At 69.9% G+C, this 13,040-nt stretch carries 14 protein-coding genes and 1 tRNA gene; 8 read left to right on the plus strand and 7 right to left on the minus strand.

The features are described 5' to 3' along the window. Positions 1 to 116 precede the first annotated feature (116 nt). Together H590_RS17280 and H590_RS0106620 are read left to right on the plus strand one after the other, a co-directional pair. Entirely contained in the window at positions 117 to 545 is a 429-nt protein-coding gene (locus tag H590_RS17280; protein ID WP_211221180.1) for a CHAP domain-containing protein, read from the plus strand. 103 nt (positions 546 to 648) lie between these two features. Continuing rightward, positions 649 to 1,248, plus strand: coding sequence for an HAD family hydrolase (locus H590_RS0106620; protein ID WP_269471512.1), 600 nt, complete (start codon positions 649 to 651; stop codon positions 1,246 to 1,248). Between the two features lie 100 nt (positions 1,249 to 1,348). Here the strand turns inward: H590_RS0106620 and H590_RS0106625 are convergent. From H590_RS0106625 to H590_RS0106635, 3 genes are all read right to left on the minus strand, one after another. Then, a tRNA-Ile gene (locus H590_RS0106625) sits at positions 1,349 to 1,422 on the minus strand. A gap of 30 nt (positions 1,423 to 1,452) precedes the next feature. After that, complete coding sequence (locus H590_RS0106630) at positions 1,453 to 2,283, minus strand: HAD family hydrolase (protein WP_028702936.1); 831 nt, start codon at positions 2,281 to 2,283, stop codon at positions 1,453 to 1,455. Between the two features lie 2 nt (positions 2,284 to 2,285). Then, a complete protein-coding gene (locus H590_RS0106635) occupies positions 2,286 to 3,221 on the minus strand; it encodes a hypothetical protein (RefSeq protein ID WP_232020965.1) in 936 nt (311 codons plus the stop codon). Positions 3,222 to 3,639: 418 nt separating this feature from the next. Between H590_RS0106635 and H590_RS0106645 the strand changes: the two genes are divergently transcribed. The 6 genes from H590_RS0106645 (at position 3,640) to H590_RS0106670 (ending at position 9,274) form a co-directional block, all read left to right on the plus strand. Then, positions 3,640 to 4,722, plus strand: coding sequence for an AAA family ATPase (locus H590_RS0106645; RefSeq protein ID WP_028702938.1), 1,083 nt, complete (start codon positions 3,640 to 3,642; stop codon positions 4,720 to 4,722). An 89-nt stretch (positions 4,723 to 4,811) separates the two neighbouring features. Then, a complete protein-coding gene (locus H590_RS0106650) occupies positions 4,812 to 5,816 on the plus strand; it encodes a DUF58 domain-containing protein (RefSeq protein WP_028702939.1) in 1,005 nt (334 codons plus the stop codon). Positions 5,817 to 5,824: 8 nt separating this feature from the next. Then, positions 5,825 to 6,796, plus strand: a complete 972-nt coding sequence (locus H590_RS0106655; protein ID WP_028702940.1) for a VWA domain-containing protein — start codon at positions 5,825 to 5,827, stop codon at positions 6,794 to 6,796. A 2-nt stretch (positions 6,797 to 6,798) separates the two neighbouring features. After that, positions 6,799 to 7,809 (plus strand): VWA domain-containing protein, encoded by a 1,011-nt coding sequence (locus H590_RS0106660; protein WP_051238279.1) that lies wholly within the window; start codon positions 6,799 to 6,801, stop codon positions 7,807 to 7,809. 36 nt (positions 7,810 to 7,845) lie between these two features. After that, the gene (locus H590_RS0106665; protein ID WP_028702942.1) at positions 7,846 to 8,550 is read left to right on the plus strand and encodes a YggS family pyridoxal phosphate-dependent enzyme; all 705 of its coding nucleotides are present in this window, start codon (positions 7,846 to 7,848) and stop codon (positions 8,548 to 8,550) included. 229 nt (positions 8,551 to 8,779) lie between these two features. After that, the gene (locus H590_RS0106670) at positions 8,780 to 9,274 is read left to right on the plus strand and encodes a DUF3145 family protein (RefSeq protein ID WP_028702943.1); all 495 of its coding nucleotides are present in this window, start codon (positions 8,780 to 8,782) and stop codon (positions 9,272 to 9,274) included. Between the two features lie 111 nt (positions 9,275 to 9,385). Here the strand turns inward: H590_RS0106670 and H590_RS0106675 are convergent, their stop codons facing one another. The 4 genes from H590_RS0106675 to H590_RS0106690 form a co-directional block, all read right to left on the minus strand. Next, entirely contained in the window at positions 9,386 to 10,660 is a 1,275-nt protein-coding gene (locus H590_RS0106675) for a beta-ketoacyl-[acyl-carrier-protein] synthase family protein (RefSeq protein WP_028702944.1), read from the minus strand. A 44-nt stretch (positions 10,661 to 10,704) separates the two neighbouring features. Further along, positions 10,705 to 10,950, minus strand: coding sequence for an acyl carrier protein (locus H590_RS0106680; protein WP_028702945.1), 246 nt, complete (start codon positions 10,948 to 10,950; stop codon positions 10,705 to 10,707). Positions 10,951 to 11,074: 124 nt separating this feature from the next. Further along, entirely contained in the window at positions 11,075 to 12,088 is a 1,014-nt protein-coding gene (locus H590_RS0106685) for a beta-ketoacyl-ACP synthase III (protein ID WP_028702946.1), read from the minus strand. Continuing rightward, a complete protein-coding gene (locus H590_RS0106690) occupies positions 12,088 to 12,975 on the minus strand; it encodes an ACP S-malonyltransferase (protein WP_036981489.1) in 888 nt (295 codons plus the stop codon). Before H590_RS0106690 ends, H590_RS0106685 begins: the two co-directional genes overlap by 1 nt. Positions 12,976 to 13,040: the final 65 nt, after the last annotated feature.

Consider the following 13,040-nt stretch of genomic DNA (forward strand, 5'->3'; position numbering starts at 1 on the left):
TGGGTGGGTGGACCCCGGTGTCGTTCCAGGGGAAGGCTGGGTGGGTGAAGTCGTCGTTGTTGTCGACGTCGAAGCCGAAGGTGAGTGCGTCTTCGAGTCGCACGAATGCCAGCTCGGTGTCGGGAACCGTGACCTCGACCACTCCGCGCAGCTACTCGTCGGTGCCCAGCAGCGGCGGTGTCGACCCGTGGGGGTTCTACTGGGGACAGTGCGTCTCCTACGTCGCATGGCAGGTGCGCAGCAACACCGGGCACAGCAACTTCCAGAACATGTACCGGGGAGTCCACTTCGGCAATGCGGAGAACTGGGGATCGGCCGCCCGCAGCCTGGGAATCACGGTGAACTCCACGCCGACCGTCGGCTCGGTGGCCTGGCGGACCAGCGGCTCGGCCGGACACGTGGCCTACGTCACCGCCGTCCACTCCAACGGCACGATCGACGTCTCGGAGTACAACTACCTGGTCACCAGCGGCTTCGACACCCGCAGCAATGTGAACTGGCAGAGCGGAGGAAGCAGCGGCTTCGACGGGTTCATCCACTTCTGAGTGATCCCATCCCCGCCCCGGTCAGGGGCGGGGTCGAGCTGACGGCAGCGGGGCGGAGAACAGGTGCGCGTCGAGGCGGTGTGCTGGGACTGGAACGGGGACCCTGCTCGATGATGTCGAGATCTGCCGCGAGGCGATGAACCGGGTCCTGACCGAGAACGGTCGTCCCGTCATCGACGACCTGGACGCCTACCGCCACCTGTTCCGGTTCCCGATTCCTGACTTCTACGCTGATCTCGGGCTCGGCGGGACGGCATATCACGACGCGGCGAGCCGCTACCTGGATCTCGTCGGTGAGTCGGCACCCCGGGCTGGACTCCAGCCCGGGGCCCGCGACGCCCTGAAAGGCCTGGCGGGGCGTGGCATGCAGCAGATCCTTGCCTCGGCGACCCCCGCCCCCACCCTGATGGCGCAGCTGGAACCCCACCATCTGGCGTCCGTGTTCAGCGAGGTCCTGTCGGCCGAGGATGCCTACCACGCCTCCAAGCGCGACGTCGTCGCCTCCTGGCTGGACCGGACGGGAACCCCTGCGGAGCGGATCGTGATGGTCGGCGACACCAACCACGACCTGGAGATCGCCGACTCCCTGGGCATGCGGTTCATCCATCTCACCTCCGGTCATCAGAGCCTGGAGGGGGCCGGGGTGCACCACATCGACTCTCTTGACGAGCTCGACCGGGCGCTGGACCGTGGGTGGGAATAGCGGCAGTACCTCATCAGCATCGAGGTGCGAGGGGGAGTCCAGGCCTGCCCGGGAGACGGGCTGTGGACGCCATCCTGCTGAGTTCGGAATGACCTGTGGGTGGGGCGTGTGGGGCTCGAACCCACGACCCAGGGATTATGAGTCCCCTGCTCTGACCGGCTGAGCTAACGCCCCGACGACTCCAGGGAAGTCGCGCAGAGCACTCTAGCGGGAACTTGAGGGCTCCCGCTTCTCGGCCAGCAACTGCTCGATGGTGCGTCCCACCGCGCTGTCGTCGTGGTCCCCGATCACCGGGTATCCCCGCTCCAGCACCTTCGGATGGGCGTTGCGCACCGCGAACGGGTGGCCCACCAGATCGAGCATCGTGATGTCATTGGGCATGTCCCCGAAGGCCGCGGCCCTCGCCGGATCGATCCCCAGATCGGCGCACACCTGGGCCAGCGCCATCCCCTTGGAGACGCCGGCCGCGCTGATCTCCAGCAGACCGTCGGGACCGGTGAAGGAGAAGGTCGTCGTCGCCCGTCCCCCGATCACAGGTGCCACCCGCTCGTAGAGCTCCTCACTGGGAACACCCCATCCGCGGACCAGAAACTTCACAACCTGTCGGTCCGGGGCGATGAGCTCCTCGACCGGCGCCACCAGGTCGGGTGCCCCTTTCTCCACCGATCTCTCGAAACCGTCCTCCAGCCCCCAGTGCCGGGCCTCCTCGGCGCAGAACAGCGCGTCGGGCACCACCCGCCGCACCGCGGAGACGATCTCGGCCAAGATCTGGGGATCGATCCGCGACTGGTGGATCACCTCCCCGGTCCGGGCGTCCACACTCACCGCGCCGTTGGAGGCGAGGATGGTCGGATCGGCGGGAGCCAGCTGGTCCAGCACGTCCAGCCATCGGTAGGGCCGACCGGTGGCGAAGACGATTCTCACCCCGGCCTCCGCCGCGTCCATCACGGCGGCGACGTTCTGCGCCGAGGGCAGCTTGTCGGCACCCAGAAAGGTGTGGTCCAGATCGGAGGCGATGAGATCGACAGACGGCATGGTCACAGCTTCGTGTTGGTGGTGGGTGTGGGAGTGGCGGTCCCGCTGGATCCGCTGGCCCCCGGCGACTGCATGGTCGGAGGGGTGGTGGGAGTCGGATTGGTCGGCCTGCCCGAGTCCGACGGGGAGGGGGACTGCGGCTGGGATCCCGAGGAGGAGGGCGAGCCCGAACCCGAGGACGGGGATCCCGATGAGGGGGAACCCGATGAGGGTGAGCCGGACCCACCACCGGAACCGGACGCCGAGGTGGGCACCGGCGGTGGGGGAGGGCTCGGCGGGACGTTCTGGAAGAGCAGCACCGCGATGAGCAGGCCCAGGGCCGCGATCATGACGATCAGCAGCCAGGCGATGCCGACGCTCGACCAGCCGGCGTGGTCGCCGCGACCCGGCCAGGGCAGCGGCCAGGTCCGCGAGGTGCCGGCGTCGTGCCGGTCGGCCCAGTACAACCGGTAGCCGGGCCCCGACGGACTGCCGATCTCACGGGTCATCGACAGGTCGACGGCCTGCAGGATCCGCAACGCCTCGGCCGGGGCCGCGGGCGACCCGTCGTTGACGAGTGCCACCCAGGGGGCCAACGGCAGTTGCGCGGGACCTCGCGGGTCGTCGTCCTCGCTGCGGAACAGATGGCCCAGCCGCCCCTGGTCCTGGCCCTGACCGCCACGAGCGACCACCGTCTCGGCATGCAGGTGGTTCACCTCTCCGCTGAGCCGGTCACGGGCGGCGGCATCGGCGGCCGCACCCTCCGACAGCAGGATCAGCAGCACCGGGGTGTCGGCGTCGTCATGGCCGATGAAGGTCACCCCGGCCGGGGTCGCCAGCACCCGGGCGTCCAACCAGAAGTCGCCGATCCTCGGCGGATCGGAGGCCAGCAGCGGCGAGGGAGACGGCGCACTGCCCCCCGTGGCGGACGGGCCGGTGGGCGGCTGAGACTCGGACATCGCCACCCATCTCACCACATCGTGGCAATCACCGGACGGCGGCGCCGCCCAACGGGCTGACCGGCGGCTCCGCCCAACGGCGAGGATCGGGGCGCCCAGCGGCGTCACAGCCCCGTCTCAGTGATGCACGGTATCGTGGCGAGCACCGCACAACGGCCCGCCTCACGGGTCCAGGCAGGAGCAACGAGTGAGCACAGCAGGCATGCAACCGGGTGTGCACCAGACACCGGGCCAGCAGGGGGCCTGGCCCCCCGCGCAGGGTCTTCCCCCGCAGGCTCCGCCACCCCAGGGCCAACCGGGTCAGCCGGGACAGCACGGTCAGCAGGGGCAGAACGGACAGGCCTTTCCCGCACCGTCGGCCCCCGCCCATGCGGCCTCGGCTCCCGCGCATGCGGCACAGCCTCCCGCCCAGCCCGAGATGAGGCTGTCCGGTGGCCAGAACATCGGCACCGGAAATGCCGACGCCTCGATGACCAATGAGCAGGCCGCCACCCTCATCGGGGAGGCGATCGGCCAGGTGCAGCAGGTCATCGTCGGCCAGGAGCACATGGTCGAGCAGATGATGGTCGGCGTGCTGGCGAAGGGTCACATCCTGCTGGAGGGAGTCCCCGGCGTCGCCAAGACCCTGGCCGTCCGCTCCTTCGCCACCGTGCTGGGCGGAGACTTCGCCCGCATCCAGTTCACCCCCGACCTGGTGCCCTCCGACATCGTCGGGACCCGGATCTACTCGGCCTCCAAGGAGAGCTTCGACATCGAACTGGGACCGGTCTTCGTCAACTTCGTGCTCGCAGACGAGATCAACCGCGCCCCCGCCAAGGTGCAGTCGGCGATGCTGGAGCTGATGGCCGAGAGGCAGGTCTCCATCGCCGGACAGACCTTCCCCGCCAGGGCCCCGTTCAGCGTCTTCGCCACCCAGAACCCCGTCGAGTCCGAGGGCGTCTACCCGCTGCCCGAGGCCCAGCGGGACCGATTCCTGCTCAAGATCGACGTCCCCTACCCGCGGGGCAATGAGGAGTTCGAGATCCTGCGGCGGATGAGCGTGCGCACCCCCGAGCCCAACCGGGTGCTCACCCCGCAGACGGTCATCGAGCTGCAGTCGATGGCCTCCAACGTCTTCGTCCACAACCTGGTCGCCGAGTACGTCGTGCGCCTGGTGCTGGCTACCCGGACCCCCGCAGAGTTCGGGATGCCCGACCTGGAGTCGGTCATCCAGATCGGCTGCTCCCCGAGGGCCAGCCTCGGCCTGGTCGCCGCCGCACGAGCCCTGGCGCTCATCCACGGCCGCGACTACGTCCTGCCGACCGACGTCCAGGCAGTCGCCAAGGACGTCATGTCGCACCGGCTGGTGCTCGGATTCGACGCCATCGCCGACAACGTCGAGACCCCCCAGGTGATCGAGCGGATCCTCGCGATGGTCCCGCCGCCCACCCCGGTGTGGAACGCCCAGCAGCGCTCCGAGGCCCATCAGTCGCACCGCCACCAGCCCGAGTACCGCAACTGAGGACGCCCATGTCATCGCGTCCCACCTTCGGCCCTCCGCAGCCGTCGTGGTTGCCGCCTGCCCCGGATCCGGCCCGCCAGGACCTCGGGGTGGCCCAGACCGTCCTGAGACCGCCCACCGGTGCCACTCTGCCGCTGAGCCAGCTGGCACCCGAGGCGGCATTGCGGCGGCTGGAGCTCACCGTGGTGCGCCGCCTGGAGGGATTCCTGCACGGCGATCACATCGGACTGCTGCCCGGGGCCGGCTCCGACACCAATGACGCCCGGCCCTACCAGCCGGGGCAGGACGACGTGCGACGGATGGACTGGGCGGTCACCGCCCGCACCACCGAGCCCCATGTCCGCGACACCATCGCCGACCGCGAGTTGGAGGTCTGGGCCCTGCTCGACGTCACACCGTCGATGAACTGGGGCACCCAGGGGGTCACCAAGCGCGATCTCGGGATCGCCGGGATCGCCACCATCGGGTTCCTCTCGCAACGGATGGGGGACCGCTTCGGGGGCCTGGTGATGCGCCAGGACGGGATTCGCAGGCTGCCCGCGCGCAGTGGTCGGATGGCCCTCTACGGTCTGCTGCGCAGCATGCTCACCGAACCCATCGTCGCCGACAACGCGCCCGGCGAGATGACCCTGGCCAAGGGGATCGAGCAGCTCAACCGCACCGAGCGCCGCCGCGGCATGAGAGTCGTCGTCTCGGACTTCCTCACCCCCGGCGACCACGAACTGGACGCCGCGGTGCCGCCCGACTGGGAGCGGTCGCTGCGCCGGCTGTCGGTGCGCAACCAGGTGCTGTGCATCGAGGTGATCGACGCCGCCGAGACCGACTTCCCCGATGTCGGGGAGATCCTGGTGCGCGACCCCGAGACGAACTTCGCGCGCTACGTCAACACCGCCGACCCGGCCGCCAAGCAGCGGATGGACGCCGCCACCGCGGCCCAGCGGGCGCGCGTCGCCACCGCCATCCGGCGCGCCGGCGCCGGCCACATCCAGCTGCGCACCGACTCCGACTGGGTCGCCGACATCGCCCGCTTCGTGCTGGGCTACCGCCGGGTGGCCTCGATGCTCCACCAGCCCCCGCAGGGGGTGGCCCGATGACATCGTCGATGATCTGCCTGGTGCTGGGTCTGCCCCAGGTCCAGCAGCCCGCCCGACTCTGGGCCCTGGTCGCCGTCCCGCTGCTGGTCGCCCTCTACCTGCTGGCCCTGCGCCGGCGCAACCGCACCGGGATGAGATTCCCCAACACCGGGGTGCTGGGCGCCGTGCTGCGCCCCCAGTCCCAGTGGAAGCGCCATGTGGCGGTGGCCATGGCGCTGTGCTCGCTGGCCGCGGTGACCTATGCCTGGGCCCGCCCGATGGGCATCGAGAAGATCCCCCGGGAACGAGCCACCATCGTCGTGGGTATCGACAACTCGCTGTCGATGACCGCCACCGATGTCGATCCCACCAGGCTGGACGCCGCCAAGGCCCAGGCCCGGAACTTCATCAGCACCCTGCCCGCCGGGTTCAACGTGGCGGTCGTCACCGTCTCGGGCCATCCACGCGTCGTGATGCCTCCCTCCACCGACCGGGCCACCACCGAGCGCGCCCTCAACGCCATCGGGACCGAGAACGGGACGGCCATCGGGGACGCCATCACGATCAGCCTGCAGGCCATCAAGGAGGCCCCCGGGGGAGCCAGCAAGGAGCCCGTGCCGGCCGCCGTCGTGCTGCTGTCCGACGGCGGCAACACCGACGGCTCGGACCCGATGACCGCCGCCAACGCCGCCGCCAGCGCCAAGGTGCCCGTCTACACGATCGCCTTCGGCACCCAGACCGGATACGTCGACGTCGACGGCGCCCGGGAACGGGTGGCACCCGACACCACCCTGCTGGCCCAGATCGCCGATCGGACCAGGGCGCGGTCGTGGACCGCGGAGTCCGCCGGCGACCTCAAGAGCGTCTACCAGGACGTCCACAGCTCGGTCGGCTACCAGGAGGTGCGCAAGGAGGTCACCGCCCGGTGGGCCTTCTACGCCCTGGGATTCGCGATCGTGGCCGGCCTGGGTGTGGTCTCGATGGCGACGAGGTGGCCGTGATGATGCTCATCCCTCCCGTGATCTGCGGGCCGCTGGCCACCCTGGTCACCGATCCGGGGCTCATCGTGCAGTTCCAGCGCCCCGGACGCCTGTGGTGGCTCCTGGTCCCGCTGGTGGTGGTGCTCGGGTATGTCGGGCTGAGTGCCCGCAGAACCCCGGTCCGGCGACCCAGCAGGATCGATCTGCGTCGCATCCTGCCCCGTGACAAGGCCTGGAAGCGCCATCTGGCGGTGCTCTGCTCGGTCGCCTCGATGGCCTCCCTGGTGCTGGCCTTCGCCCAGCCGCAGGCCTTCCGGGAGGAGCCCCGCGACCGGGCCACCGTCGTCATCACGATGGACGTGTCGCGGTCGATGATCGCCACCGACGTCCAGCCCTCCCGGCTGTCGGCCGCCAAGTCGGCCGCGAAGTCCTTCCTCACCGAACTGCCCGAGAGGTTCAACGTCGCCCTGGTGAAGTTCGCCGCCAGTGCCCAGCTGGTGGTGCCTCCCACCACCGACCGGGGCACCGTCTCGACCGCCATCGACAACCTGCAGGTGCTGCCCTCCACCGCCATCGGGGAGGGCATCTACTCCTCCCTCGACGCCCTGAAACTGGCCCCCGACGACCCTTCCCACCCCGGCAGCAAGCCGCCGGCGGCGGTGGTGCTGCTGTCCGACGGTGCCACCAATGTCGGCAGGCCCTCCCTGCCGGCCGCCCAGCAGGCCCGGCGGGAGAACGTCCCGGTGTACACGATCGCCTACGGCACCGCCAGCGGCTACGTCTACGAGGAGGGACGCCGTCAGCCGGTCCCGGTCAACCACCACGAGCTGGCGGCCATCGCCAAGGCCTCCGGTGGGGAGAAGTTCTCCGCGGAGTCGCTGGGCCAGCTCACCGATGTGTACAAGTCGATCGCCAAGGCGGTCGGCCAGGAGAAGGTCTACGCCGAGGTCACCGACCGGTACGTGGGCTACGGCCTGCTGCTGGCCGTGCTGGCCGGCCTGGGGGTCGTCTCGCTGGCCGCCAGATGGCCCTGATGCGCGTCGGTGCGCCGGTGTGGTTGAGTCGGGGGCATGACCTCCGTCGCTGACAACCTGGACTCCGTTCGACACCGGATCGACGCCGCCTGCCTGGCCGCGGGACGCGTCCCCTCGCAGGTGAGCCTGCTGCCGGTCAGCAAGACCCATCCGGCGTCGGCCGTGCTGGACGCCGTCGCCGCCGGGTACACCCGATTCGGGGAGAACCGGGTGCAGGAAGCGATGGGCAAGTGGCAGGAGCTCCACGAGGGGCACCCCGAGATCGAGTGGGTCATCATCGGGCACCTGCAGACCAACAAGGCCCGCGACGTCGCCCGGTTCGCCACCGAGGTCTCCAGCCTCGACTCGGTCAAGCTGGCCCGCGACCTGGCCCGGCGCCTGGACCGCGAGGGTCGCCAGATCGACGTCCTCATCGAGGTCAACTCCTCGGGTGAGCCGCAGAAGTCCGGGGTGGCCCCCTCCGAGGCCCCGGCCCTGGCCCGTGAACTGGCCGGCATGGACACCCTGAGGGTCAAGGGGCTCATGACGGTGGCGGTCAACTCTCCCGACCGGGCCAGGGTGGCCGCCTGTTTCCAGACCATGCAGGACCTCCAGCAGAGGTTGCGCCAGGAGGCGCCGGCGACGAGTTCCTGGGACGAGTTGTCGATGGGGATGTCGGGGGACTTCGAGCAGGCCATCGCCCACGGAGCCACCGTGGTGCGGGTGGGCACCGCGATCTTCGGCGCCCGGTACTACTCCTGAGGGGCCGCACCGGTCCGACACCGTCCCGGTAGCGATACGTCGCCGTCCCGAGCTCGGATCACAACGTTCATCGATTCGTCAGCCGCGACTCGCCGACAGAGGTTGAAGGCCGCGCCGCTGACGGGGCACACTTGTCCCTGTTCGTCCCTCCGGACGCCATTTGCTGGGGAAGGCACGTGGACCAAAGGGGAGGACGGCCGTGAACGATTCCGCACATGATGCAAGGGGGATGCTCTTCATCCACTCGGCACCGACGGCGCTGCGCAGCCACATCGAGTGGGCAGTCGCCGCCGCTGTCAGCCTGCCCTCGGGAGTTGGCTGGCAGCGTCAGCCGGTGGAGCCGGGCAGCTGGTGCCTGGCCGCAGAGTGGCATGGCGACAGGGCCCAGGCCGCCGGCCTGGTGTCGACCCTGTCCACCTGGGGAAGGCTCCGTCTCGAACTCACCGTCGACCCTCCCGCCCAGGGCCATGGCGAGGGGCTGGGACACCGCTGGAGCGTCACCCCGAGCCTGGGGGTCTTCTCGGCCGACACCAGTGCGATCGGCGACGTGATGGTCTCCGAGAACCGACTGCGGCTGGCGATGGCCGAGGCGCGACGCGAGGGGACCGACCTGCAGGCGGAGCTGTCCGATCTGCTGGGGGAGCCCTGGGACGTCGAACTGGAGCCCTACCGGGCCCGCGACCCCGAGCTGGATGTCAGCTGGCTGTCCAGCCAGGTCGGCTGAGGCCCGGCCCACCAGCTCACCAGCTCAACCGTCCAGCAGCGTCTCAACGGCCCGGGCCCCATCCGATCGGATGGGGCCCGGGCCGTTGAGACGCTGAACTGTCCCGGCGGGTCAGCGGGTCGCGTTGGCGTTGGTGAACGCCAGCGTCACGTTGTGGCCCCCGAACCCGAAGGAGTTGTTGAGCCCCGCCAAGTCCCCCTGTGGCAGGGCGGTGGTCTCGCGCACCACGTTGATCGGGAGGTCCTCCTCCAGATTCTCGATGTTGATGGTGCCGGGCACCTGCCGGGTCAGCAGGGCCATCACCACCGCGAGGGACTCCAACGCCCCGGCCCCGCCCAGCAGATGGCCGGTCATCGACTTGGTGCCGTCGACCAGCACCTGGTCGGCGGCTGATCCCAGGGTGCTGCGGATCGAGTGGGCCTCGGCGATGTCCCCCTGGGGGGTCGAGGTGGCGTGGGCGTTGACGTGGTTGATGTCGGCCGGCGACAGGTCGGCGGCCACCAGTGCCTTGTGCATGGCCGAGGCCTGGCCGGCCCCGGTCGGGTCGGGCTGGACGAGGTCGTGGGAGTCGGCCGAGATGCCGGCCCCGGCGAGGGTGCCGTAGATCCTGGCCCCCCGGGCCCTGGCGTGCTCGATGGTCTCGATGACCATCACGGCAGCACCCTCGCCCAGCACGAAGCCGTCACGGTCGGTGTCCCAGGGACGAGACGCGTGCTCGGGATCGTCATTGCGCTTGGACAGCGCCTGCATCTGCGAGAAGGCCGCCAGCGGCAGCGGGTGGATGACCGCCTCGGTGCCGCCCACCACGGCGATGTCCGCCCGGCCCAGGTGAATCTGGTCCAGACCCAGCGAGATGGCCTCCGAGGAGGAGGCGCAGGCCGAGACCGGGGTGTGCACACCGGCCTTGGCGTTGACCAGCAGCCCGATGTTGGCCGCCGGGGCGTTGGCCATCAGCATCGGGATGGTGAACGGGCTCACCCGGCGGAAGCCGCGGTCCTTCTGGACGTCCCACTGCCCGAGCAGGGAGTGCAGACCGCCGATTCCGGTGGCGCAGCACACCACCAGCCGCTCCGGGTCGATGCCGTTGTCCACGACGTTGCCCTCGGCGTCGTGGGGAAGGTCCAGGCCGGCATCGGCCCAGGCCTCCTCGGCCGCCACCATCGCCAACTGGGAGCTGCGGTCCATCCGCCGCGCCTTGGGGTGGGGGATGTGGTTGGTCGGCTCGTCGACGACCTCCGCCGCGAACCGCACCGGCAGGTCGGCAGCCCAGTCCTGGGTGAGGGTGTGGACGCCGTTGCGGCCGGCCACCAGCCCCTCCCAGGTGCTCGGGGCGTCGCCCCCAAGGGGTGTGGTGGCACCAAAGCCGGTGATGACGACGTCGCTCATGTATCTCTCCTGAAGATGGGGTGTGACCGGTGGGTGGAAGGTCCTCAGGCCTTGGCCGCGACCACGAAGTTGATGGCGTCGCCGACGGTCTTGAGGTCCTTGGACTTGTCGTCGGGGATCTCGATGCCGAACTTCTCCTCGCAGGCGTAGACGATCTCGACCATCGAGAGGGAGTCGACGTCCAGATCGTCGGTGAAGGACTTCTCCGGGGTCACCTCGGCCTGGTCGACTCCGGTGATGTCGTTGACGATGTCGGCGATGTCGGAGAGGACCTGTGCGTTGTCAGCCATAGTTTTTCCTTTTCTTGGTGGAACGTGTCTTGTGGGAATCTGTGGTGACCCGGACGCCTCCGGACGGGGCGCCCCGGCTGGACCGGCCCGCGGGGAATCTGCCCGCGGGGAACGGGTCCTCGGGTCAAGGAAGGACGACGACCTGGCCCGCGAAGACCAGTCCGGCGCCGAATCCGATGATGAGGGCGATGTCTCCGCTGTGGGCCTCGCCGCGCTCCAGCATCCGGTCGATGGCGATCGGGATGGAGGCGGCCGAGGTGTTGCCCATGTCGGCGATGTCGTGACACACGGTCACCGACTCGGGCAGCTTGAGGTGACGCAGCATCGCCTCGGTGATGCGGTCATTGGCCTGGTGGGGGATGAAGACGTCCAGGTCGGCCGGGGTGAGCCCGGCCTTCTCGATGGCCTCGCCGGCCTTCTGGACCACGGCGGTCATCGCCCACTTGAAGACGGAGCGGCCGTTCATCGCGATGAGCGGGTGGCCGACCTCGGGGTGGGAGGCCACCTCGGTCCAGTCCTCGATCTCGATGGTCTCGACCTGGTCGGAGGCGCTGCCCCAGACCGCCGGGCCGACCCCCACGGTCTGCGAGGATCCGACGACGGCGGCCGCGGCTCCGTCGGAGAACAGGAAGGCGGTGCCGCGGTCGGCGATGTTGGTCATCTCCGAGAGCTTCTCGACGCCGATCACCAGCACATTGGGCACGCTGCCCGAGCGGATCATCGAGTCGGCCACCGACATCGAGTAGCAGAACCCGGCGCAGGCGGCGTTGAGGTCGAAGGCGACCGCGGAGTTCGCCCCGAGGTCGTGGGCCACATAGGTGGCCAGCGAGGGGGAGGGACGGTGATGGGAGACGGTGGCGCAGACCACCGCACCGATCTCGGCCGGATCCATGCCGATCTTGGCCAGCGCCTTGCGCGCGGCCTCCACAGCCATGCTGCGCGGGGTCTGCTCGGCGGTCGCCCAGCGCCGCTCCTTGATACCGGTGCGCTGCTCGATCCACTCCGGGGTGGAGTCGATCATCGTGCACATCTCCTCATTGGTGACGACACGGGATCCGCGCACATGGCCGGTGGCCAGGATGCGCGAGCTGTGCGCCCCCTCGACGAGGGAGAGTTCGGGACGGGTGGACTGCGACATCAGACCTCCGCGGTCTTGCTGGAGTGCTTCTCGACGAATGCGCGGGCATCCTCGAGCTGATCGGGGGTGTTGAGGTTGAACAGGTCAACCCCCTTGAGATTGCGTTTGGCGATCCCGGTGAGGGTGCCGGCCGGGGCCAGCTCCATCAGACCAGTGACGCCGTGCTCGGCCATCGTGTCCATGCACAGGTCCCAGCGCACCGGGTGGGCGACCTGGCGGACCAGCCGGTCGGCGAAGTCGCGGCCATCGGTGACGACTTCGCCGTCCAGGTCGGAGAGCAGGGCGGTGGTCGGGGTGCCGGTGGGCATCGCCGCGGCGACCTCGGCCAGGTGCCTGACGGCGGGCTCCATGTGCACGGTGTGGAAGGCGCCGGCCACCGTCAGCGGGAACAGCCGGGTGCGGGCCGGCGGGTTCTCGGCGAGGGCGGCGAGCTGGGCGAGGGTGCCGCCGGCCACGATCTGGCCCTTGCCGTTGTAGTTGGCGGGAGTGAGGCCGGCCTCCTCGATGGCGGCGACGACCTCCTCGGGGTTGCCGCCGATGACCGCGGTCATCGAGGTCTGGGACTGGGCCGCGGCCTCGGCCATCGCACGGCCGCGCTCGCGGACCAGGACCATCGCGGCCTCCGGGGAGAAGGCTCCGGCTCCGGCGCCGGCCGCGATCTCGCCGACCGAGTGGCCGGCCAGCAGGTCGGCGCGGGAGAACAGGTCCTCGGCGACCGCCCAGCCGGTGGCCAGGGATGCGGCCACCAGCAGCGGCTGGGCCACCGCGGTGTCCTTGATGGTGGCCTCGTCGGAGACGGTGCCGTGGGCCGACAGGTCGATGTCGGCGACGGCGGACAGCCATGCGAGATGGGCCGCGAAGGAGGGGTCCTGGAGCCAGGCCGACAGCAGTCCTGGTTTCTGGGCGCCCTGTCCGGGGGCAACGATAGCTAGCACGGTTCAACTCTTCCCCA

This window comes from Acidipropionibacterium jensenii DSM 20535, from assembly GCF_000425285.1.
Classification (GTDB): Bacteria; Actinomycetota; Actinomycetes; order Propionibacteriales; family Propionibacteriaceae; genus Acidipropionibacterium; species Acidipropionibacterium jensenii.

Bases quoted from the DNA above. Each gene is read 5' to 3' on its own strand.
- H590_RS0106630 (WP_028702936.1), bottom strand. From the start codon at position 2,283: ATGCCGTCTGTCGATCTCATCGCCTCCGATCTGGACCACACCTTTCTG.
- H590_RS0106680 (WP_028702945.1), bottom strand. From the start codon at position 10,950: ATGGCTGACAACGCACAGGTCCTCTCCGACATCGCCGACATCGTCAAC.
- H590_RS0106655 (WP_028702940.1), top strand. From the start codon at position 5,825: ATGATCTGCCTGGTGCTGGGTCTGCCCCAGGTCCAGCAGCCCGCCCGA.
- H590_RS0106660 (WP_051238279.1), top strand. From the start codon at position 6,799: ATGCTCATCCCTCCCGTGATCTGCGGGCCGCTGGCCACCCTGGTCACC.
- H590_RS0106685 (WP_028702946.1), bottom strand. From the start codon at position 12,088: ATGTCGCAGTCCACCCGTCCCGAACTCTCCCTCGTCGAGGGGGCGCAC.
- H590_RS0106645 (WP_028702938.1), top strand. From the start codon at position 3,640: ATGAGGCTGTCCGGTGGCCAGAACATCGGCACCGGAAATGCCGACGCC.
- H590_RS0106635 (WP_232020965.1), bottom strand. From the start codon at position 3,221: ATGTCCGAGTCTCAGCCGCCCACCGGCCCGTCCGCCACGGGGGGCAGT.
- H590_RS0106665 (WP_028702942.1), top strand. From the start codon at position 7,846: ATGACCTCCGTCGCTGACAACCTGGACTCCGTTCGACACCGGATCGAC.
- H590_RS0106670 (WP_028702943.1), top strand. From the start codon at position 8,780: ATGCTCTTCATCCACTCGGCACCGACGGCGCTGCGCAGCCACATCGAG.
- H590_RS0106675 (WP_028702944.1), bottom strand. From the start codon at position 10,660: ATGAGCGACGTCGTCATCACCGGCTTTGGTGCCACCACACCCCTTGGG.